This window comes from Chryseobacterium sp. ERMR1:04 (genome assembly GCF_001297705.1).
In the GTDB taxonomy this organism is placed as follows: domain Bacteria; phylum Bacteroidota; class Bacteroidia; order Flavobacteriales; family Weeksellaceae; genus Chryseobacterium.
Map to the genome: position 1 here is coordinate 307,189 of NZ_LIRF01000006.1, position 22,154 is coordinate 329,342.

At 34.1% G+C, this 22,154-nt stretch carries 16 protein-coding genes; 7 read left to right on the plus strand and 9 right to left on the minus strand.

All coding sequences use genetic code 11. The features are described 5' to 3' along the window. Positions 1-64 precede the first annotated feature (64 nt). The 3 genes from AMQ68_RS14655 (at position 65) to AMQ68_RS14665 (ending at position 4,020) form a co-directional block, all read left to right on the plus strand. Positions 65-2,407, plus strand: coding sequence for an outer membrane beta-barrel family protein (locus tag AMQ68_RS14655; RefSeq protein WP_054511371.1), 2,343 nt, complete (start codon positions 65-67; stop codon positions 2,405-2,407). A 205-nt stretch (positions 2,408-2,612) separates the two neighbouring features. After that, positions 2,613-3,719 (plus strand): Mrp/NBP35 family ATP-binding protein, encoded by a 1,107-nt coding sequence (locus AMQ68_RS14660; protein ID WP_054511372.1) that lies wholly within the window; start codon positions 2,613-2,615, stop codon positions 3,717-3,719. A 52-nt stretch (positions 3,720-3,771) separates the two neighbouring features. Next, the gene (locus AMQ68_RS14665) at positions 3,772-4,020 is read left to right on the plus strand and encodes a NifU family protein (RefSeq protein WP_054511373.1); all 249 of its coding nucleotides are present in this window, start codon (positions 3,772-3,774) and stop codon (positions 4,018-4,020) included. 145 nt (positions 4,021-4,165) lie between these two features. Here the strand turns inward: AMQ68_RS14665 and AMQ68_RS14670 are convergent, their stop codons facing one another. Together AMQ68_RS14670 and AMQ68_RS14675 are read right to left on the minus strand one after the other, a co-directional pair. Beyond that, positions 4,166-4,891, minus strand: a complete 726-nt coding sequence (locus AMQ68_RS14670) for a hypothetical protein (protein WP_054511374.1) — start codon at positions 4,889-4,891, stop codon at positions 4,166-4,168. Positions 4,892-5,022: 131 nt separating this feature from the next. Then, positions 5,023-6,633, minus strand: coding sequence for a helix-turn-helix domain-containing protein (locus tag AMQ68_RS14675; protein ID WP_054511375.1), 1,611 nt, complete (start codon positions 6,631-6,633; stop codon positions 5,023-5,025). Between the two features lie 628 nt (positions 6,634-7,261). Between AMQ68_RS14675 and AMQ68_RS14680 the strand changes: the two genes are divergently transcribed. The 4 genes from AMQ68_RS14680 (at position 7,262) to AMQ68_RS14695 (ending at position 13,218) form a co-directional block, all read left to right on the plus strand. Beyond that, on the plus strand, positions 7,262-7,828 hold the full coding sequence (locus AMQ68_RS14680; RefSeq protein WP_054511376.1) for an NfeD family protein: 567 nt from the start codon (positions 7,262-7,264) through the stop codon (positions 7,826-7,828). 28 nt (positions 7,829-7,856) lie between these two features. Next, positions 7,857-9,440, plus strand: a complete 1,584-nt coding sequence (locus AMQ68_RS14685) for a flotillin family protein (protein WP_054511377.1) — start codon at positions 7,857-7,859, stop codon at positions 9,438-9,440. 180 nt (positions 9,441-9,620) lie between these two features. Further along, complete coding sequence (locus tag AMQ68_RS14690) at positions 9,621-12,593, plus strand: HAMP domain-containing sensor histidine kinase (RefSeq protein ID WP_054511378.1); 2,973 nt, start codon at positions 9,621-9,623, stop codon at positions 12,591-12,593. Between the two features lie 10 nt (positions 12,594-12,603). After that, the gene (locus AMQ68_RS14695; protein WP_054511379.1) at positions 12,604-13,218 is read left to right on the plus strand and encodes a response regulator transcription factor; all 615 of its coding nucleotides are present in this window, start codon (positions 12,604-12,606) and stop codon (positions 13,216-13,218) included. A gap of 56 nt (positions 13,219-13,274) precedes the next feature. On the opposite strand, the gene AMQ68_RS14700 is transcribed toward AMQ68_RS14695, so the two are convergent. The 7 genes from AMQ68_RS14700 to AMQ68_RS14730 all read right to left on the minus strand — a co-directional run bounded on the left by AMQ68_RS14700 (position 13,275) and on the right by AMQ68_RS14730 (position 22,147). After that, positions 13,275-14,102: a Sir2 family NAD-dependent protein deacetylase gene (locus AMQ68_RS14700; protein ID WP_054511380.1), complete on the minus strand. Its 828-nt coding sequence runs from the start codon at positions 14,100-14,102 to the stop codon at positions 13,275-13,277. A gap of 99 nt (positions 14,103-14,201) precedes the next feature. Beyond that, the gene (locus AMQ68_RS14705) at positions 14,202-17,240 is read right to left on the minus strand and encodes a choice-of-anchor I family protein (RefSeq protein WP_054511381.1); all 3,039 of its coding nucleotides are present in this window, start codon (positions 17,238-17,240) and stop codon (positions 14,202-14,204) included. Between the two features lie 161 nt (positions 17,241-17,401). Then, positions 17,402-17,815 carry an ester cyclase gene (locus AMQ68_RS14710; protein WP_054511382.1) on the minus strand — a complete coding sequence of 138 codons (414 nt, stop codon included), beginning with the start codon at positions 17,813-17,815 and terminating at the stop codon, positions 17,402-17,404. A 336-nt stretch (positions 17,816-18,151) separates the two neighbouring features. Then, complete coding sequence (locus tag AMQ68_RS14715; RefSeq protein ID WP_054511383.1) at positions 18,152-18,952, minus strand: AraC family transcriptional regulator; 801 nt, start codon at positions 18,950-18,952, stop codon at positions 18,152-18,154. A 302-nt stretch (positions 18,953-19,254) separates the two neighbouring features. After that, positions 19,255-20,370 (minus strand): MBL fold metallo-hydrolase, encoded by a 1,116-nt coding sequence (locus AMQ68_RS14720; protein WP_054511384.1) that lies wholly within the window; start codon positions 20,368-20,370, stop codon positions 19,255-19,257. Next, positions 20,367-21,026, minus strand: a complete 660-nt coding sequence (locus AMQ68_RS14725) for an NAD-dependent epimerase/dehydratase family protein (protein ID WP_054511385.1) — start codon at positions 21,024-21,026, stop codon at positions 20,367-20,369. The genes AMQ68_RS14720 and AMQ68_RS14725 overlap by 4 nt, the downstream gene beginning before the upstream one ends. Before the next feature lie 86 nt (positions 21,027-21,112). Next, positions 21,113-22,147 (minus strand): aldehyde reductase, encoded by a 1,035-nt coding sequence (locus AMQ68_RS14730; protein ID WP_054511386.1) that lies wholly within the window; start codon positions 22,145-22,147, stop codon positions 21,113-21,115. Positions 22,148-22,154 lie beyond the last annotated feature (7 nt).

The following is a 22,154-nucleotide window of genomic DNA, read 5'->3' on the forward strand; positions in this document are numbered from 1 at the left end:
AAAATAATTGAGTTAAATATGTAATGAAAGTAAGCTGAGGGGTGTTTTATTATAAAGACACTTTATGAAAAAAATTTCCTTATCAATTTCTGTTCTATCCTCCGTTTTTTGTTTTGCACAAAGCATCATCGGTAAAATTAATCAGAATGGAACTCCTCTTTCCTATGTGGAAGTTATTGCTGTTAAAGAAAAATCCAAACAAACCACCATTTCAGATGAAAAAGGAAATTATACTTTAAAACTTCTTGAGAATGGGAATTACAATATAAAATTGATTCATGACGGAGCCGAAATATCAAATACTGATTTAACAGTAAATGGGGATATGAAACAGAATTTTTCTATCGACAAAAAACAGGAACAACAGATTGAAGGTATTACTGTAACTGCTAAAAAAAGATTAATTGAAAGAAAAGCAGACCGGCTGATATTTAATATTTCCAATTCTATTGCCTCACAGGGAATGGATGGGGTAGAAGCATTGAGCAATACTCCTCAGCTAAAAGTAGATGAAAATACCGGAATTTCAATGGTTGGTAAAAGTGGTGTTGCTGTGATGATTAATGAAAGGATGCTGAATCTTTCAGGAGATGAATTGATTAAATATCTCAAAAGTATAAGATCCGAAAATATTGAAAGAATAGAAGTAATTACCGCACCTCCTGCCAAATATGAAGCGCAGGGAAACAGCGGATTGATCAATATTGTTTTAAAGAAAAATCAAAATTTGGGTTGGAATGGGAGTTTAACAACCAGTCTTTTACAGACGACTTATTTTGGGTTTTCTAATTCGGCTTCTATTAATTATCAAAATGAAAAACTGAGGTCTTCACTGAAACTGAGGCAGTATGACAATCAGAAACATTCTTATGAAAATTATAAGATTGTAGGAGCAGACGGATTAGCCAGTTCAGATGACAGAAGAGATTTTTGGAAGGGTGCAGGTGCTAATTTTAGTTTAGATTATGAGCTCAATAAAAAATCGAGTATAGGATTGGTGTATGATTACGGATTTGGAGACTCTGGGATGGACATTACCAATACTTCAGATTATTTTCAAAATGAAAAATATACCAATACTTTGTCTACCTATGCCGAGCACCGTACTAAAAACAAGCAGAATACAATAAGTGCTTATTATGATATTAAATTTGGAAAGCTTAATAACAAACTGAGTATTACAGGAAATTATTTTTCTAATACACCGAAGAGTAATATTGATTTTACGACTGTAAATAATTTAGGAGGTTCCTTTGTCATCAAAACTCCTTCTGAATTAAATTATAAAATTTATTCTGGTCAGGCAGATCTCACGCTTCCTTATACCTTTGCTAAGACAGAGGCAGGTATTAAGTTTACCAATTTTGATAATAATTCTGACATTAAATACCAGAATCTTACAGATGGAAACTACATAACAGATCCTCTGAGAAGTAATCTTTTTAAGTATAACGAGAAAAATTATGCAGCCTATGTGAGTATGGAAAAGCAATTGACTGAGAAATGGTCTGTTAAAGCTGGACTTCGCTATGAATATTCTATAATCAATGGGAATTCAGTTTCTTCTGATCAAAGGACAGAAAATTCTTACGGAAAGTTTTTTCCTACAGCGTATTTAACGTATAAAGCCAATGAGAATAATACCTTTAATCTTAATTATTCGAAAAGGATAAACAGGCCTGGATTCCGCGCGATCAATCCATTCCGATGGTATACGAACATCAATTCATATTATTCAGGAAATCCGGCTTTGAGCCCTTCCATCAATCATAATTTTGAATTGTCATATTTGTATAAAGGCAAGTTTTCCGCGTCAGCATATTTCCAAAGAGAACTCGATGCTTTCAGCCAACTTGTTACTTTAGAAGGACAGGATAAGACAAGTAATTTCTATAATTTTTTCAATAAAAACAGTACAGGAATTTCTTTGAGTTATTCTGATACATTCTTTAAATTTTGGGAAGCGAATTATTCTGCAGATTTTTCTTATATGAAAACTCAGGTTTTTGCGACGGATGCCGCTTCCAGAAAAGGAAATAGTGCCAGTTTCAATATTCAGAATAATTTTTCTTTACGTAAAGATAAAACGATTCAGTTTTTCATGAACTATTGGTTCCGCCTGCCTTCAAGTTTAGGGAATACCTATTCTTATTACGTGGGTAATTTTACGTCCGGCATAAAATTAAATATGATGAATAAAGATCTTCAGATGAACGTTTATGTTTCTGATATTTTTAGACAGGCAAAAAGTCACGGCGAAATTTATTATCAGGATTCTACCCATTATTTTGATAATTATTATGACGGAAGAAATCTTACTGTCTCTTTGACCTATAACTTTGGAAATAAAAAAGTAAAAGGCGCAGAACGCAATGTGAAATTTGATGAAAAGAACAGAGCGAATTAGAAAAAACAATCTGATGCCACAAACGATAAATTATACCTGAATGATGAGAGGTGAGAATAGATATACATGATTTTAGTCATGCTTTTAAGGGAAAAGATCAGAAAATACCTTAGTAATCTTATTTATCACCTTGTGTTATAGATTTTATTGATTCTAAATTGACGAAAAAATCCGTAAATTTGTGAACAATTTATAGCAATATTTTATGTTGACGAAAGAAAAGGTTCAGGATTTCCTTAAAGAGATAGAAGTAGATGACTTAGTGACTAATTTTCAAGTGATGGGTAATGATGTCTATATCGACATGACGGCTCACTCACCTGCAATGCACGAAAAAAAGAAGCTTGAAGCAGCAATGAAGCAAGCTTTTGCAAGTGAATTTGGAGAAGAAATTAACTTAAAACTTAAAATTGTTTCTCCAGAACCTAGCGAAATTCAGCAAAGTCAGATCAAAGGAAAACAAATTCCTGGAATTCAAAATATTATCGCCATTGCTTCCGGAAAAGGAGGTGTTGGTAAGTCTACGGTGGCTGCAAACCTTGCAGTGACGTTGGCAAAAATGGGTTTCAAAGTAGGGTTATTAGATGCCGATATTTATGGGCCATCTGTTCCTACCATGTTTGATACAGAAGGTCAAAAGCCGGTTTCTGTAGATGTAGATGGAAAAAGCTTAATGAAACCTATCGAAAATTACGGCGTGAAAATGCTATCTATAGGATATTTCTCAGGTGCCAATCAAGCGGTAGTGTGGAGAGGCCCAATGGCTTCAAAAGCATTAAACCAAATGATAAGAGATGCAGCTTGGGGAGAATTAGACTTTTTATTGATTGATCTTCCTCCGGGAACAGGTGATATTCACTTATCAATCATTCAAGAGGTTCCGGTAACAGGAGCCGTGATTGTAAGTACTCCTCAGCATGTTGCTCTGGCAGACGTAAGAAAAGGAATTGCGATGTTTAATATGGAAAGTATTAACATTCCGGTTCTTGGATTAGTCGAAAATATGGCGTATTTTACACCGGAAGAATTACCTGACAATAAATATTATATCTTTGGAAACCAAGGAGCGCAATATTTAGCTGATGATCTTGGGATTCCTGTATTAGGGGAGATTCCTTTAATTCAAAGCATCAGAGAAGCAGGAGATGTTGGGAGACCGGCAGCTTTACAGGAGAATTCTAAAATTGCAGAAATCTATACAGATACTGCGCGTAAGATGATAGAAAGTCTTGTTGAAAGAAATAAGCATCTTCCTCCAACGGAAGCCGTGAAAATATCCACAATGGCTGGATGTTCACCAAAAGCAAAATAATAATAATTTTCAATAGAATTTTGAAAAACCGAATTGAACCGAAGAAAAAAATATGGAAACAAATATTACACACGAAGATACTGTAACAAGAGTAATGGAAGCTTTAGATAGTATTCGTCCGTTTTTGAATAAAGATGGCGGAGACATTGAGCTTATTGATGTGAAAGATAACTCTGTTTATGTAAAACTTTTAGGAAATTGTTCCGGATGTTCTCTGAATTTTTCTACCCTAAAATTAGGAGTTGAAACAACCATTAAACAACATGCTCCGGAAATTGAAAAAGTAATCAATATCGAGTAAGAAAAATAAAAATATATTTTTTAAAGACAGGTTTTTTAAGCCTGTCTTTTTTTTTTGTAATTAATTTGAGGGATTGTTTGTGTTATGTGTTTCTAGAATCTTTAATTTTAATAAATGATTAGTGACAGGTCTTGGTAAAGTTATATTATGAACCTAATCTGAAAATAGTTATACTCGACCCTCCATCTACGTTTCCTACTGCTGTGTAATTATTGGATTGTCCAAAATACCATAAACTCAGGGTGTCATTTTTATTTAATGATACTACATTGGAAAAGCTACTCGTTGAGTCCGCATTATTTCCTCCACTTGACGCGTGTATACCAAAAACAGTACCTATCACAGTTGATCCGTTAACCCTTAATTGACACTTCCAATATTGTCCGTCAACATAGGTTCCCATAAATGCTCGCGCATTAAAATTTAAATAATACAAGCCTGTTTCTGGAACAGTAAGAGACATACCACTGTTAGTCCAAGTATTAGCTTTGTTAGTCATCACTACGGGGTTGTAATTGGAAACAGATGCATATTTGATAGGGGTGAAACTCCATGAAGCTAAGCCGAATTCGTCTGATGTTAAAACTTTTCCTTCACCCTGGGTTCCGTCCACAATTTTAACAGCACCAGGGGTTGCTGATTTTATATCCAATTTCACAGAAGGGGAGATTGTTCCCACTCCCACGTTTCCTAGAGAATTTACCGTGAAATCATTAGCTTCCTGTGTAGGAGAAGGAGCTCCTGTTGAGGGATTGTCTTTACCTCCATCTACATGGAATGTTGTTTGGGGATTTCCTGTATTAATTCCCACTTGAGCGTTTGATGTTGCAGCAGCAGCCAAGAATAATAAAGAGGAAATAATTTTAGTCATGATGTTAATTTTATAAGTTATTGTCAAGAATTTTTCATGGCCAAAACTACTTATCAAAACCATCTAAATGAAATGTTTAACCTACCATTATACTGCTATTGGTAATTGTTTAAATTATCAAAAAGAAGATTCTATAATTTATCTTTTTGATTTAAAAGTTTAATGAATGCTGAGGGTAATATTTGGGTTTCTTTTTTAAAAACAAGGGTAAATTTATTAGGGGACGAAAAACCACATTCTTCAGCTAAAGAAGCAATTTTAAATTTTCTGTATTCAGGATTATTTTGGAGTTTATCTATAATATAGGTAATCTTTAATTCGTTAATATAATTATAAAAATCTTTCTTTTTATGAGTATTGATAACATAGGAAAGATATCGGTTATTGGTATTGCAATAGGTTGCCAGATAAGGAAGCGATAAATTTTTAAGATTAAAAAGAGCTGACTTTTCAAATTCTTTCAGTTTAGACAATATTTTTTCTTCGGTTTCTTCGGTCATAATTACTGTTTTGTGATCAGAAATTTGAGTGGCAATAACTTTTTCAGGTAATATTGAAGGAGGCTCAATTTTAGAAATGAGTGATGAGGCTGTATTTGTATAGTTAGTCCGGCTCAGTTTTCTCTCATCCGATTTTTTTAGAATTTGCTTAAAACGTTCAATAATTCTTTTTTGCTTTCTTCTATAAAAAATAAAATAGATACCACTGCCAATTAATAATAAGCTAAATAAAAGAGTTAGATATCTATTGGTATTGCTTGTCTCTTTTATAATAATATTTTCTTTCTTTAGATTTGAATATGTAGCATTAATGATATCGTTAGATTTGTCGGCTAGATTATCTTTAATTGAGTCTCTTTTTCTTGCCAGGTCACTCACTTTATTCATATTCTGGGTAAATTCATAATATCTTTGAGTGGTAGTGTATATCACATTCTTTAGTTCAAGATCTTTTGATTTTTTGGAAAATTTTTCCATGAGATCTATATATTTTTTTGCTGCAGGAAGATTGTTTCGATCCATATATATTACAGCAAGACCATTATATACAAGGCAGGTAATAAAATTGGTAGGTATTGGGTGTAATAATCTCAAAGCCTTCTCATAATGTAATTTTGCTTTATTAGTATTTTTGAGTTTATAATAATTAAGCCCAAGTAATTGTTCGTTATTCCCTGACCTTGTGGATGAAATTTCGGGGCTCTGCTGTATTGTATTGAAATAGGATTGAGATTTATTAATATAGGAAATAGACTGGTTATAATTTTTCTGATGCTCTTCATAATAAGCCATTTCCTGCATAAGAAGACCTTTCATTTCACTGGCAAACTTTTGATCTTCAATTTTTTCAGATATTTCATAGGCCATTTGGTAATACATTTTAGAGTCGTCGTAAAGTCCTAAAACTCGGTACTGAGTTGCAAGAAAACCGTATACTCTAACTTTCCCGATATTATTATCTGTTTTGGAAATAATTTTTTCGGCTTTTAAAGCAAATTCAATAGCATTTTTCAAGTCTCCGGAATGTTGATACAAAGCTGCGGTAAGCATCAGGCTTCTAATTTTTAAAATAGGTGTTTCTGAAATAGTATATAGTGAATCGGCCACTTTCAGTGCTTTTTTCATATCTATCTCGGAGGTTTCCGTATACGTTTTATTATAAATAGAATTATAAGAAGTAAGATCTTGAGAATAAAAAGAATTGGTAAGAATAATAAATATTAAAATGAGAAAATTATTCATTTATTTGTTCGTTTTATGGTTTATTTTCAGTGGTAATAGATGTATTTATTTTTATAATCTGGTTATGATAATGGTTTGTGTGTAAAATTTACGGTACAAAAATATGTTTTTAGAGAATTACTTAGTAAGTCTGTATATTAAGAAAAAATGACATATTTATTTTTGCAGGTATTATATTCTGAGGTAAAAAAAAGAATAGATAAATTAAACCTGTATCAATGAATATAATTAGATGGGATAAGTTGTTGGAAAGTAATTATCTATCGCTATTTTATATAATAAGTGTGCGGAAAATAAAAAGATATTAACGGTCGACTGTTGAATAAATTTTAGTGTTTTTTATATATTACCATTATACGCTTATTGATAAATTATTGTATCGTATAAGAAAAATAGAAATCTGATATAGCTGGATTTGTAAAGCTTTAGATCAATAAATCAATAGGGAGAAATGTTAGTTTAAATATCGAAGAAATGATGATTATACTGCCGCTCGTTTTTTAATCATGAGCATGATAAAATAATAGACTAATAATGAATATAAACATATATTAATTTAAAGGTTTTTTTAGTGTTTTCATTCGGAAATTTCACATTTTTTGAGTATATTTGAGAAAACACACAATTTATGTTTGAATTTCTTCAAAATTTAGATGCTCTTCATCAGGGGTTTTGGTATATTGCCTTAGGTGCTAGTTTATTTTTTTTACTTCAAACTGTTTTAACTTTTATTGGGAGTGGTCATGGAGGTGATTTTAGTACCGATATTAGTGGTGATGTGAGTCATGATACCCCTTTTCAGTTGTTTTCTTTGCGAAATCTTATCAATTTTCTGTTAGGCTTCGGTTGGGGAGGTGTTGCATTCTACGATTCTATAGGAAATAAAACCCTTTTGATCATCATTTCAATACTCATAGGAGTTGGGTTCGTGGTCTTATTTTTCTTTCTCATTATTCAAATATTAAAATTAACGGAAGACAATACGTTTAAAATCGAAAATCTGATTGGAAAAGTAGGAGAGGTTTACCTTACCATTCCGGCGAATATGAGTGGAAAAGGCAAAATCTTAATTTCCTCTAACGGAACGAACCATGAGCTTCAGGCAATGACGGAAGCCGAAGAAAATATTCCGACCAATCATTCTGTGAGAGTGATCTATATTTATGACCAAACCCTTGTTGTCGCAAAAATTTAAATTATAATAACCTATATATTCTTCATTTATGGCAGTACCCGGAACACTTATTCTCGTTGTAGTAATTGTATTTGTACTATTCGTTACATTTTTAGCCCTTATTTCAAGGTATAAAAGATGTCCTTCGGATAAAATTTTAGTAATTTATGGTAAAACAGGAGGCAGCTCTGCAAAATGTATTCACGGGGGTGGTGCTTTTGTTTGGCCTGTGATTCAGGATTACGCTTATTTGGATCTAAAACCGATCTCTATTGAAGCGAATCTTACTAATGCTTTATCCAGACAAAATATCCGTGTGGATGTACCTTGTAGATTTACGATTGCCATTTCTACAGAAACAGATTCTATGGGAAATGCAGCGGAAAGATTATTAGGATTGGCGCAGGAGCAAATTCAGGAGCTTTCTAAAGATATTCTTTTCGGGCAGCTTCGTTTGGTTATCGCAACGATGACCATTGAAGAGATTAACTCAGACAGAGATAAATTCTTAGATAATATTTCTAAAAACGTTGATGCAGAACTAAAGAAAATTGGTTTAAAATTAATCAACGTAAACGTTACGGATATCAGAGACGAATCCGGATATATTGAAGCTTTAGGAAAAGAAGCTGCAGCAAAAGCAATCAACGAAGCAATCATTAGTGTTGCTGAGCAAACGAAAATCGGGGAAACAGGAAAAGCAATTGCCGACAGAGAAAAAGATACGCAGATCGCAGAAACGCAAAGAGACAGAGATGTTAAAATTGCAATTACGCAAAAAGATAGAGAAGTAAGTATTGCAGCGGCTGGTAAAGATGAAGCCATTGGTAAAGCAGAAGCAGCGAAAGAAGCACGTATTGCAACTTCATTAGCCAACTCAATCGCTGTAAAAGGGGAGAATGAGGCTAAAATTACGATTGCCAATTCGGATGCTGAAAGAAGAGAAAAGGAAGCAGAAGCATTGAGAATTGCAACGGCTGCCGAGAAAGTACAGGCGGCGAGATCATTGGAAGAATCTTATCTTGCTGAACAGAAAGCAGAAACGGCAAGAGCAGAGAGAGAGCGTTCTACCCAACAGGCGAATATTGTTGTTCATGCAGAAATTGCAAAACAAAAAGCAATTATTGATGCACAAGCAGAAGCGGAGAAAATAAGAGTTCAGGCAAAAGGAGAAGCAGATGCTATTTTTGCTAAAATGGAAGCAGAAGCAAAAGGTCTTTACGAGATTTTGACCAAGCAGGCAGAAGGATATGACAAAATAATAAAGGCAGCTGGTGGAGATACCAACAGTGCATTCCAATTATTATTAATTGAAAAACTTCCTGAATTGGTTAAAACTCAGGTGGAAGCAGTTAAGAATATTAAGATTGATAAAATTACAGTTTGGGACAGCGGAAACGGACAGGATGGTGGAACTTCTACCTCTAATTTCGTTTCAGGTATGATGAAATCTGTACCGCCTTTAAATGATTTGTTTAATATGGCCGGATTAAATTTACCAGAGTATCTTAAAGGAAAACCTGAAGAAGTTCAGAAAGAGATTATCACCGTGGTTGAGAAAAAAGAGAAGAAGAATTATGATGATATGACCACAGGAAATGACACTCCGACAGGAGATCTTCCAAAAGCATAAATTAAAATACATTGATATTTACAAGACAGGTTTTTATAAGCCTGTCTTTTTTTTATGACTCTTGCCGGATTTCCATGCAGTAAATTACTAGAAATAGTATGACAGGCATGTAGAAATAATTCTATGTTTCTATGAGTCTTAATAGTCTTATTTTTGTGAAAAAGTTACTTACGACACTATATGAGGTTTTTTCTACTTCTAATATTCTTTTTATTTTCATATGCGGATGCACAATATTCTTCGATATGGTTTGATACGGATAACGGACTTCCACAGAATAGTATAAAGGATATTGTAAAAGATAAATATGGCTTTATATGGCTTTCCACAGATAACGGAATTGTGAAATACGATGGCAATCAGTTTGTTATCGCTAAAAATCATGATTTAACGAACTATTATTTTGGAGTTTTTGTTGGAAATATTCAGCAAGACAGTATTGTAAATTACAATAATCTGGATGATAACTCCACGTTGATCAATAAAAGAAAGTTTACCGTAAATGATGCACTAAAGACCCAAAGTACAACGTATAGAAAAGGAAAAAGCTATACTAATTTCTATTTATTTTCAAAACACAGGCTCAATAAGAATAAAAATTATTTCATTAGATTGTCATCTGGAACGTATTATTTTCATAAAGATTTAATTATTTACGAAAATAATTCAAAACAGTCAACAAGCATATCTTTACCATTTGATATTGAAAATCTCAAGAATATGTTTGTTCATGATGATGTGCTTTTCATTGCTAATTCTTCTGAGAAAAAAGTTTTAGTTTTTAATAAAGGCATTTTACAGACTACACCATCACATTCTTTATACACCGATCCTGAAAGTAAATTCTATTGGAATATGCTTAATAAACAGGTGTTTCTTGTTAATAAAGATAGAATCTATAAAAGTGATTACCGTAATGGCCAGCTTAAAGTTTCAGAACTTGTTTCTTATAAGAATTTTGGACATTATTCTTTCTGCTCAATGTATTATGATAAAGAATACAACACCTTATACCTGGGAAGCTACAGCAGAGGTTTGAATGTTTTAAAGCTCAACAGCTTTCTGGTTTCCAGAAAAAATGATGCCTTTGACAGTAATATATATTACGCTTCCCTTCCTTTCGGAAATAATACAGTTATTACCGAAAAAGGAAATGTTCTTAATCATGAATCTGAGGCACATAATTATAATTTTCAAGAAGGCTATAAAGACAAAAGATCAAGTATGATCTATGATAGCGCGGGAAATATTTTATTTGACAATGATGGAAAATTAGTCAAGAGATATAAAAATACCGGCTACAAAACATCAGAAACTTTCGGTTTTAAATATGAGGTAAGAGACGTTTATAAAAGTCAGGATCTTTATATGTTGAGCATGGCAGATCAAGGTCACAGTTATCTTGCTCTTTTTAAGGATGAAAACTTTACGAAAGTCAATAAATTATTCAGGTTTAAAAATAGCCTGAGTAATGTTATTCATTATGACAGAAACCATCTTTTGGTGGGAAATAAGAATGGTCTTTTCATGATTTCTCTGGAGAATGATAAGATAGAGATCATCAAAGGAAGCAGGAATATCCCCATTAAGGCCATGACAAAAACATCGGATGGTCGTATTTGGGTAACCACGATGTCTAAAGGTTTGTTTTTGCTTAAAGGTGATCAGTTGATAGGAATGCCTATAGATCCTAATAAATTTATGCTGTCGGCCCACTGTATTTTGGAAGATAGAAATGGAGGGATGTGGATTTCTACGAATAATGGACTGATAAAAGTAATGGAACAGCAGCTTCTTCAATATGCTGAAAATAAAGAAAACAAGGTGTATTATTACCGCTACACCAAGAAAGACGGATTTATTACCAATGAATTCAATGGGAGCTGTTTACCCTGCGGAAATATCTTGGAAAACGGATATTTTGTATTTCCTTCTCTGGAAGGAATGGTTTTCTTTAAACCTGAAAATGTAAAAACGTATTATCCCAATCCGAAAACAATTTATGTAGAAAGGGCCAAAGTAAATGGTGTTGATATTCTTTTTAAAGATACCCTCAGAATATCTAATGAGTTTAAAAATGGAGAAATATTAATAGACTTTCCGTATTATGCCAATCGTGAGAATATTTATATCGAAGCAAACCTCAGTAATAATAGCAATGACTGGAATAGAGTAGAGAACAGTAAGTTTGTAATTAATGATCTGCAACCCGGAGAATATGCGCTTAAGGTAAGAGTATTGATCTCTCCGAACGGAAATTTTTTTAATAAAACCATCAGCTTTGTTATTGAGCCTAAGTTTTATCAAACATTTTTGTTTAGGATATCCATTGTTATTCTGTTTATCCTGATTATTTTATGGATCATCAATGTAAGAACAAGTCTTTTAAAGTCGAAGAATATTTTGTTGAAGAAAATTGTATTCGCAAAAGATGATAAACTTAAAGAAGCATTTATTCATCTTGAAAAAACAAAAGCAATTCTTAAAAATGAAACCGAGTATCAACAGAAGATAATAGAGACCATAAGCCACGATATTGCGACACCGATAAAGTATCTTTCAAACCTTTCTAAAAACCTCTACGAAACAGATGATATAGATTTGCAGCGAAAATATTTTGACAGCATTTATAAGTCTTCTGCGGAGCTGTATAAATTTACGTTGGGACTAAGGGAATATTCTAATCTGTACAGAGATGAAATAAAATCGGAAGACGAATACTATGATATTTTTGAATTGTTTGAAAGTAAAGTCAAACTCTTCCGTGAAATGGCGCTTCTAAATCATACCAAAATCTATAATATTGCCGACCACAGTGTAAAAATAAATGTGAATAAAAATGCGGTTTCTGTGATCATCCACAACTTGCTTGATAACGCGGTAAAGAACACCAAAAACGGTAAAATTATCATTGATGCAGAATACGAAAATAACTCGGTAGTCATCAAAATTTCCGATTCTGGGCGCGGGATTTCTCAGGAACAGATAGATTATTACAAAAATATCGTCGAAAACCTCTATAATGAAGAAATTTCTTTGAAAAAATACGGTCTCGGCCTACATGTTGTATTGCATTTTGTGAAAAAAATCGGAGGAGAAATTACTTTCAAAAAGAACGATCCAAAAGGGACTCTGGTGGAAGTAACCATTTAAAACTAATACTATGAAAAATATACTCATTGCAGATGACCATTATGTTGTGAGAGCGGGTACAGCACTGCTGTTGGAATCAAAACTTCAATATCCTTGCATGATAGATTTTGCTGAAAATTATGCTGAAACGAAGGATAAGATTTCTAAAAAACAATACGATCTGGTAATTCTGGATATAGACATGCCCGACAGCATTTTTAAAGCCATGGTGAAGGAGCTTAAAAAGAATCAAAAAAATCTGAGGATCATGATGTTTTCTATTTACGACGAAAATGTAGGGATACAGTATATTGAAGAAGGCGCTGAAGGCTACCTCAACAAAGGAGCGTCGGAACATGAGATCTTAAAAGCAGTGTCTTCCATATTTGAAGAAGGCTATTATTATCCATCAAAAATGATGAGCAGGCTATTGGCACATACAAAAGATAGTAATACCGTAGAAAACCTTTCTAAAAGAGAATTCCAGATATTTAAGCTGTTGGCAGAAGGAAACGGAAATATTGAAATATCAAATATTCTGGATCTGAAAATGTCTACGATAAGCACTTACAAAAAGAAAATTTTCGAGAAATTAAAAGTAAAAAACGTTGTAGATCTTGTACGGATTTATGATGAAATGCATTAACAATCAACCAGTGAGTTACTTCACTGGTTTTTTTATTGTGTCAAGTGCAAACATAATTATTGAGCGATATTTTTAATAATTTCTTTAATCACTTTCAAAACTTCAGTTGATTTTTCTCTAATGATCAACTTGTTTTTTTTATCCTTAATTAATTCTGTGAAGTTATTGTCTTCAGTATTAATATCCACAATAGTTGCCCCATATTTTAAGGCAGTTTCTGCGATGGAGATCGGAAGATTTGTTGCTCCTGAAGTTCCTACAATAAAAAGAACTCCGCTATTTTTGGCAACCTTTAAAGAGCTGAATTTTTTATGCGTCTTTTCATCATAATATTCATCAAACCATAAGATATTAGGACGCATCCAGTGTCCACAACGCTGACAGGTCAGAAGCTCGATATCTTGTTGACTTAAATCTTCGTCAATATTTTTACCTTTTATTTCTTCCGGGAGATTTACAATTTCCTTGCATCCGTTAGAACACTTGATCTCTCTATTGTTTCCATGAACTTCATAGATTCTTTGATTTCCAGCACGGCGATGAAGATTATCTATATTTTGAGTCAATAAATGAAATCGGTCTTGCAAAATATTTTCGATCTCTGCCAATTCAAAATGACTTTGGTTAGGTTCTACATCTTCAAACATCTTTTTTCTAAACAAAGCATATTGCAAAACTTCTTCGGGATGTTTTTTAAAATAGTTGAAGGTTCCAAACTCTTCCGGCTTATGAAACTGCGTTCCTTTTACCCAGATACCATCCGTTCCTCGATACGTAGGAATTCCACTATCGGAAGAAATTCCTGCTCCCGTTAAGAAAGTAAAAAGATTTCGCTTTTCTTTTTGATAAACCTGTTGAATGATATCTTCCAGCTGTGCTTTCATGTACAATAATAAAAACCTAAAACTAATCAATTTCCCAACAACAAAAAAGCTCCGGAAAATAATTCCGAAGCCATTTTGCAATCAACTAAATAATATAAGCTACTTTACAATAAGTCTTTTCACTTGACCTTCCGAGGTTTTTACCAAGTAAACTCCTGTAGAAAGTTGGGAAGTATCTATTGTTAAAGCATTTTTTTCTTTTCCGAGTAATTTCCCGGACATATCATACAATTCATATCCTTGCGCTCTGTTGAAATACAGCGTATTTCCTTTTGCAACAGGATTCGGGAAGATATTGAAAGTAGAATTTTCAGATTTTATTTCACCTGTTCCTAACGTTGCAGAATTGGCCACTTCATACATTGATAAAGTTCCGCTGATCTCATTGGCAATAATCACATAGCCTTTTCCTGTGGTTGTGTTCTGAGGAGCGATATAAGTGATTCCTTCCGGTCCGTTATCACCTCCGTAAGCCGAAGTAGAACGGGAATGTTTATAATCTGTAAACGTAGGGTTATTAGGATCTGTAATATTGTAAACCATTACACCTCCTGTTCTTTCCAACGTAATAAAAGCATAAGTTTGTCCGTTGATGGTTCCCAACGCTACACCTTCCGGTTCAGGGCCTTTGGCGCGGCTTCTGCTTTTTGCTCCGTTTGATTCGTTATCAGCATTAAAGATCAAAGGATGATTGGCCGCAATATATCTTTCAAATTTATCACCACTGTCATAAACAATCTGCTTTATATCTGCATTGAAAATAGAGAATGAACGTGCTCCCAATGCTGAAATTTCTTCAAAGTCTGCATCTCCGTCTGTATTTCCTGTTGCGTTGGTGACTCTGAATCTTCCTAAATTATGAGAAGCTTTCAGAATAGAAGCATTAGGGAAAATAGCAGGATCCAACGTATACGTATTAGCTCCAACGGTTGTTCTTTCACTGAAACCCGATAAGTCTTTTTCGTCTCCTTCATTAGCCGTTACAATATAATTGGTATTCCCGATTTTAAAGTTTTGTACGGCATCAGGCGTATAATAAGTTTTTACGGGCCAGTTGGCAATTAAAATTTCACCATTATTATCAGAAGCATCAAAACCATTTCCGGGTAGGCTCATATCTTTTTTACCTAATCCCCAAATGCTTGTAATGGTTTTTGTGGCTAAATTAACCTCCGCAATTCCATTGTTTTCCTGAAGGGTAACCCAAGCTTTTTGACTGTCAGCACTTACGGTAACGTATTCAGGTTCCAAATCTTGAGAAAGCGTGTTGTTCGTTCTTACTTTTCTTAATCCAGTTGCCGCTAAAGCCGCTACTTGAGAATCAAAAGCATTGAAATTTAGGGTTGTAACATTACTTTGAGTAAGGTTTCCAATTCCGCCAGAAATATCAATAATACTGATGGTTCCTTCCGGATCTACGGTGTAAGCATCATTAGGTTCACCTTCGTTAGCAGTAATAACTTTGGTTCCGTCCGGAGTGAAAGTAATCATATCCGATAATGCACCAACGGTAACCTGCTTCATAAAGTTTCCATTAATATCAAAGAAAACTACAGAGCCGTTAAGTTGTGGATTAGCGTTAGGGGAAGAAACCGCAATGATTCCGTTTTTCACAGCGATACTTGTGATTCCTCCATAAGAAGCCATGTTCACTGTTTTAGTAACAACTGGAGTTGTTGGATTACTGAAATCAATAATATCAAAAACATCGGTTAATGAACTGATCGTGAATAATTTTTGTGTGGTAGGATCATGAACTACAATTTCTGTAGAACTTGTATTGTTTCCTGAAGGGTCAAAACTTCCGATATAGTTTAATTGTATCTGATGAGAAGGAACGGGAGCCGGTTTGTCATTATCAATGATGTAAACGGTTGAAGAATTGTCACCTGAAATGGTAGCACCCACCGGATTTTCAAGACTTACGACAAAATACTCAGCGCTTTGCTCTTCCAACGTATCATCAATAATAGGAATATTAACGGTATAGCTTGTTGTGGATGGAGTGATATTGATGGTTTGATTGGCTAACGTAAAATCATTACTGTCTGCCGTACTGAAAGGCGCTGGCTTTACCACCAAATTAACCGTTGAGGTAGATGGATTGCTTACATTAATCTTAAATGCTAAGCTTCCTGCATTTTCATTGACTTTAATAAAGTTTTTATCTAAAGAAATTGAAGTGGATGCGGTGGTAAAAGTAGTAGCAGTCACAGTGGTAACTGCATTATCGCTGGTATCTTCTACCATATTGGGTTTTAAAGCCAAATAGTAAGCCTGATTAGGAACTAAACCGGCAGTTGGGATTACTGTGATTTTGTTGTTGCTGAATGTTGTTGTAAAGGGAACTTGTGTGCCTGTAGAACTTCCAAGACGGAAATCTACAAGTGTTTGTGCATTAGAATCGTTGATCGCGGAATTGTCTATTAATCTTACATTTTCATTAAAAGAAATGGTAGGATTTACAGTCGTGGAAGCATTATTTGTGTTGTTGACGGGAAGATAAGCTACGGTGGGTGGAGTAGTGTCTGTGCCACCTGCTGCCGCTGCATCTACAGTGAAGTTATCAAAACGGTTGTTTCCAACGCTTCCTCCTGTACCTGCTGAAAATTCTACTTTTAATTTAAAATTCGGATTGTTTGCAACGCCTGAAATTGCAGAAAAATCGAAAGTAATTAATTGTGGATTGGCATCCTGAGGAGAAACCGTTTGATAAGGTTGGAAGGTGGTTCCGTTGGTTGAATAAGACCAGATTTGTGTTCCTGCTCCTGAGCCTGATCTTCTGGTTGTGAATTTTACCACCACATTATTGTATCCTGTTGTGGGTAGGTTGAATTGTAAGTTTCCGTTAATTGGGAAATTATATCGTAAATGGGTGCCCGAAACATCACCATTTCTAGCATTCAGATTGTCTGTATTGAAGTTTTGCCCGGTTCCTCCAGCGAAATCTACTTCTGTTGTTCCACTTGTTACTGCGGTAAGTGAGCCGTTTACCAAGGTAGAAGTGGGAGTAGTGATCGTAGCTGCCGAAGCATTGTTATTGAAATTCCAGTAGTGAATAAGTGTCTGCCCGAAAAGCCCGCCCTGAAGAAAGAATGCGGCAATTACAGACCCTTTTAATAGGTAGTTGTTAACCATTTTTACGTAATTAGATTTATGCAAAAATGAACTTTATAGTCTGTAAAGGTTTTAATAGAATCTTAAGAAATGATTAATATTACGTAATGAATAATAAAAGATCCGAAATGTTTTAAAGATTTTCGGATCTTTTTATAGTTTGTGATCCTTAATAGGTATACTTAAGCTTGTTGAAGCTCTGCCATAACAGTCTGTAGAGTATTGATTCCCCAATGTTCAATATACTTTCCGTTTTGTAATCTCACGATATCAATCACATCAATTTTAATTTTTTTGTTGGTAGGTTGTATTCCCATCAATACACCTGTGTGAGTCCCAATGATTGCTTTTCTTGTAGTTACTTTATCATTTTCGGCAACTTGATCGTAGATTTCCACCGTTAAATCGGCGAAAGCAGGTTTTAGGATGTTGTTAAAAGTATTCCACATTCCGTCGGGACCATTAGCATGGGCAGGTGCCGTACGATTAATAAAATCTTTGTCCATGAGGGAATTAAAGGTGTCTAAATCACATTCTTCAATCACTTTTTTGTTGAATAATCTTACTATTTCTTTGTTGTTTTCTAAAGTATCCATTATGATGTTTTTTTGTTATTGATCTCTAATTAAATTATAATTTCTCTAAAATTAATATGATTATTTGTAATCTGATATCTTTCTAAAGTCCGCTGAGTAGAAAATTTTGGGGAATCCTAAAAGTTTTTAATAGCTTATAAATCTTTTTACGTTAAAAAAAATCATTTTTTGTTTTACCGCAAAAGAGACAAAAGGGTTTAACACTTTAGTTATTTTAAGTTTAATGTAAACTACAAAAAAGGACACATCAGCTTTCAAAAAATCTTTGATTTTTTCTTTTATGCTCTCTTCTTATTTTCAAAGTTGTAAACTTTTTAAATCTTTTGTGGTTAATATTTAATTAGTTTTAGCCGGTTTTATAAATAAAGATGGGGAACTTCCAAATTCCTTTTTAAAAGCGAACGAAAAATGCGAAAAATTTTCGAAACCCAGATCAAGGTAAATTTGAGAAGGTTGCTTTCCTTTTTTGTTGATTAAAAAATAGGCTTCCTGAAGTCTTTTCTGAACCAGCCACTTGTTGGGACTCTGGTTAAAAACCATTTTAAAATCTCGTTTAAATGAAGAAAGGCTTCTGCCCGTTAAATAAGCAAAGCGCTCGGTGCTTACATTAAATTTATAATTCTTCTTCATAAAAGCTTCCAGATCTATCTTCTGAGGAATTCCAAAATCAAATAGCATATCTTTTAGATCAGGATTGGTTTGCAATAAGATCAATAATAATTCTTCACGTTTCAGGTCTGCAAAAGTTTCATCAATTTCGCCTTTCCCATTATAGTAAGGCATTAAAGATTGAATAAAATTCTGCACCATATTATTTTTGTCAAGCTTTACAAAAGCGCCATGGAGAGATGGTTTAGAAAGTTCAATAGGATGTTTTTCTTTAAACCTCATCAGAAATTTTTCATCAAAAATAATGACTACTTTTTCAAACTGATTGTTTACTTTTTCTTTATGATACCTTGTTAAAGAATTTTTTCTCACCAAACAATATTCATTTTCTTTTAGAAGATATTGTTTTTTACCATCATATCCGTTGATCTTTCCTTTGCCTAAATACAGGAAGAAATGCTCTGAAACAAACTGTTCAGGTGATATTTCCGGACCAATATAGCAGGATGTAATTTCTGTAACTTTCATATTTAATTTTGCAGGCTTAGGATTTACAAATCAGGTTTTACAATAAAAAACAGTATTTAAAATTTATATTGTTGAAAGAATGAGATGTGATAATTTTAAAATTTCGGCTAAAGCCAGTTGAAGGATTCGCTATATATAAACGGGTTAAAACCCGTTCCTATTGATGAGGTTTCAATGTGAATTTACAAATCTAAAATGTTAAAATTCATAATTCCGGTATTTTTTTTCTATTAACTTAGAAAACATAATTTGAATTCAATGTCTTATATACTTCCTTCCCAGCATCCAACTTTCATCAAGTTTTACTTTTTCCACCATTCCGTAAAACGTTGAAGCGTATCATTGGGATAAACAACTTCACCGATTTTTGGAGTCAAGACTGGGATTTTTTCCTTTTTTGCAAGGGTTGTTAGTTCGTTCAAAGGAGTATTCCAATCGTGTTTGGCCAGATTAAATTTTGAATTATGATAAGGCAAAATTCTTTTGGCGTGCAGATTTTTAGAAGCCTGAATAATTTCGTTGGGTAAATTATGTACAAAATGCCAAGCTTTGTCGTATTGGCCGTCTTCCATAATGGCCAAATCAATCTTTTTATATTTATTTCCGATTTGTTCAAAATGTTTGTCGAAACCTCCATCACCGCTTACAAAATAGTTTTTGTCTTTAGATTGAATGACGTAAGAAGCCCACAATGTTTGATTTTGGGTTAAACCTCTTCCGGATTGATGTCTTGACGGTTCTGCATTGAACGTGAGTTCTCCATTGGGATCCTGATATTTTTCAAACCAATCCAACTCAATAATTTTATCTTTCGGATATCCCCAATACTCAAAATCTTCACCAACACCCAATCCGCAGATCACTTTTTTAACTTTAGGTTGTAAAGCTTTTATAGTCTTATAATCCAGATGATCGTAATGATCATGGGAGATCACAATATAATCTATCTCAGGAAGATCATCCACAGAATAAAGGGTTGTCCCTTTAAAAGCAAGAACTGATGAAGGAATGGGCGATGCATTATCACTGAAAACAGGATCTGTTAAAATATTTTTTCCGTTAAGATGAAGTAGGGTAGAAGAATGCCCAAACCAGACAATATAATCCTGATCATTAGGTAAATTTTTCAAATCTGTCTTTACATTTGGAAGAGGATGATTAGGTGTCGCATTTGGATTTTTTTTGAATAATGCTTCATATATTTCGCCCCAAAAACTATGACCATCCGTAATGGTTGGAGTATCGGAAAAATTATGAAATTCTCCGTTTTTGAAATGGGGTGATTTTTTAATTCTTTCCAACCGTTCTCCGCTCGGCAGTTTTCCGAATTGTGGCTGTATATACATAAATCCTGAAATAGATGTCAAAATAAACAAGACAAAAATGACCAGGAAAATCCTTTTTAGCATTTGTTTCATTTAGCTAAATTTTTAATATCCTGAATTTCTAAAACGGAGGTAGGGTATCCTTTTTGTACCACATTGATCATTGCTCTTCCAACTTCATGTAAGGTTAAAGATTTTGAAGGTAAAATAATAGGGAATAGCCATACCAAAGGTTTGAAAAACCATTTTACATTCACTTGCCCTTCTACAGGTTTCATAAATCCGGGACGGAAGTTGTAGGCATCTTTAAACCCTAGTTTTTTTAAGTCGTTCTCTGTTTTGCCTTTTACTCTAGCCCACATGAGCTTTCCGCTTTCTGTTTTATCGGTACTTGCTCCGGAAACATAGTTAAAAACCATTTCTGGGTTGAGGTTTAAAAGTACTTTTGCGAAATGTAAAGTTGTATCGTAAGTGATTTTGGTGTAATCTTCCTCGCTCATGCCCACACTACTGATTCCGGCGCAGAAAAAACAGGCATCATATCCTTTTAAATTTTCGTCATTTAAATCTATCTTTAAAAAATCTGAAACCAGATATTCTTTTAATTTCGCATGTTTTTTTCCTGATGGTTTTCTGCTTACACTTAAAACTTCAGAAATATTTGGATTTTCTAGGCATTCCAGTAAAACACCTTCGCCTACCATTCCGGTAGCGCCTGTAAGAATTATTTTGATGGGTTGTGAATTCATGATTGAAAATGGGTTATATAAATTGGTGTTCAATGAACTTTCTTAAAGTTAAGATTTTAAGTGATATGATTTTCACTCATTGGGTGTTAAATATTCTGAAAATGGATCATACTTTTTACGGTTTCTAAAATTGCCTCTTCTTTGGTTCTTGGTTTCCAGCCGAGGAATGTTTTGGCTTTGTCATTACTTGCATTGCGGTTTACGCCTAACATGGGAGCAATGGCTTTTGCATGATCATTAAATAAAGCAGCCAGTTTTACCTGCCAGTTCGGAACTCCTTTTTTAGAGATCTTTCCTGAAATTTCCGGCATTTTTTCTCTTAGTAAATTTGCGATTTGAGGAAGCGAAAAAGTTCCGTCCGAAAGTGCGAGAAAGCGTTCACCAGCTGCTTTCGGATTAGTCATTGCTTTAATGTGTAAATCTGCGGCATCACGCACATCCACAATTCCTAAGACAAGATTTGGGATGGCTTTCATGCTTCCATCAATAATTTTTTTTAAAAGATCAAAACCACTGGAAAGGTCTTTGTCTAAAGCTGGCCCGAAAATTCCAACAGGATTTACAACAGAAAGTTCCATCGCTCCGCCCTTATTTTTCATGAATTCCCAAGCTGCTTTTTCTGCCATTACTTTAGATTTATTATACGCTGAAAGTCCTTTTTCTTTAGGATCTGTCCAGTTTTTTTCAGTGATGATCTCATTCGGATTTTTACTGCTGTAGCCCACTGCTCCAAAATTAGAGGTCATTACCACTCTTTTTACATTGGCTTTTTGGGCGGCTTGTAAAACACGTAGAGTTCCTTCTACTGCAGGAAGAATCATTTCATCCTCATGTTTCGGAAGTTGTAAATGAATAGGCGAAGCAACATGCAGAACATAGTCGCAGTTGTCTACGGCTGCATCCCAGTTTTTGTCTTGGGTAAGGTCGGCTTCTACAAAAGAAAGGTTTTCGAAATGTTCAATTCCTCCGTTTTTAAGCATATTCAGAACTTTGTCTTTTTTACTTGACGTTCTGATGGTGGTTTTTACTTTATAACCTTGCTGTAAAAGTTGAAGAATACAGTGCGCGCCGAGAAATCCGGTTCCGCCTGTTACGAGTATGGTAGTATTTTGATTGTACATTTTACTG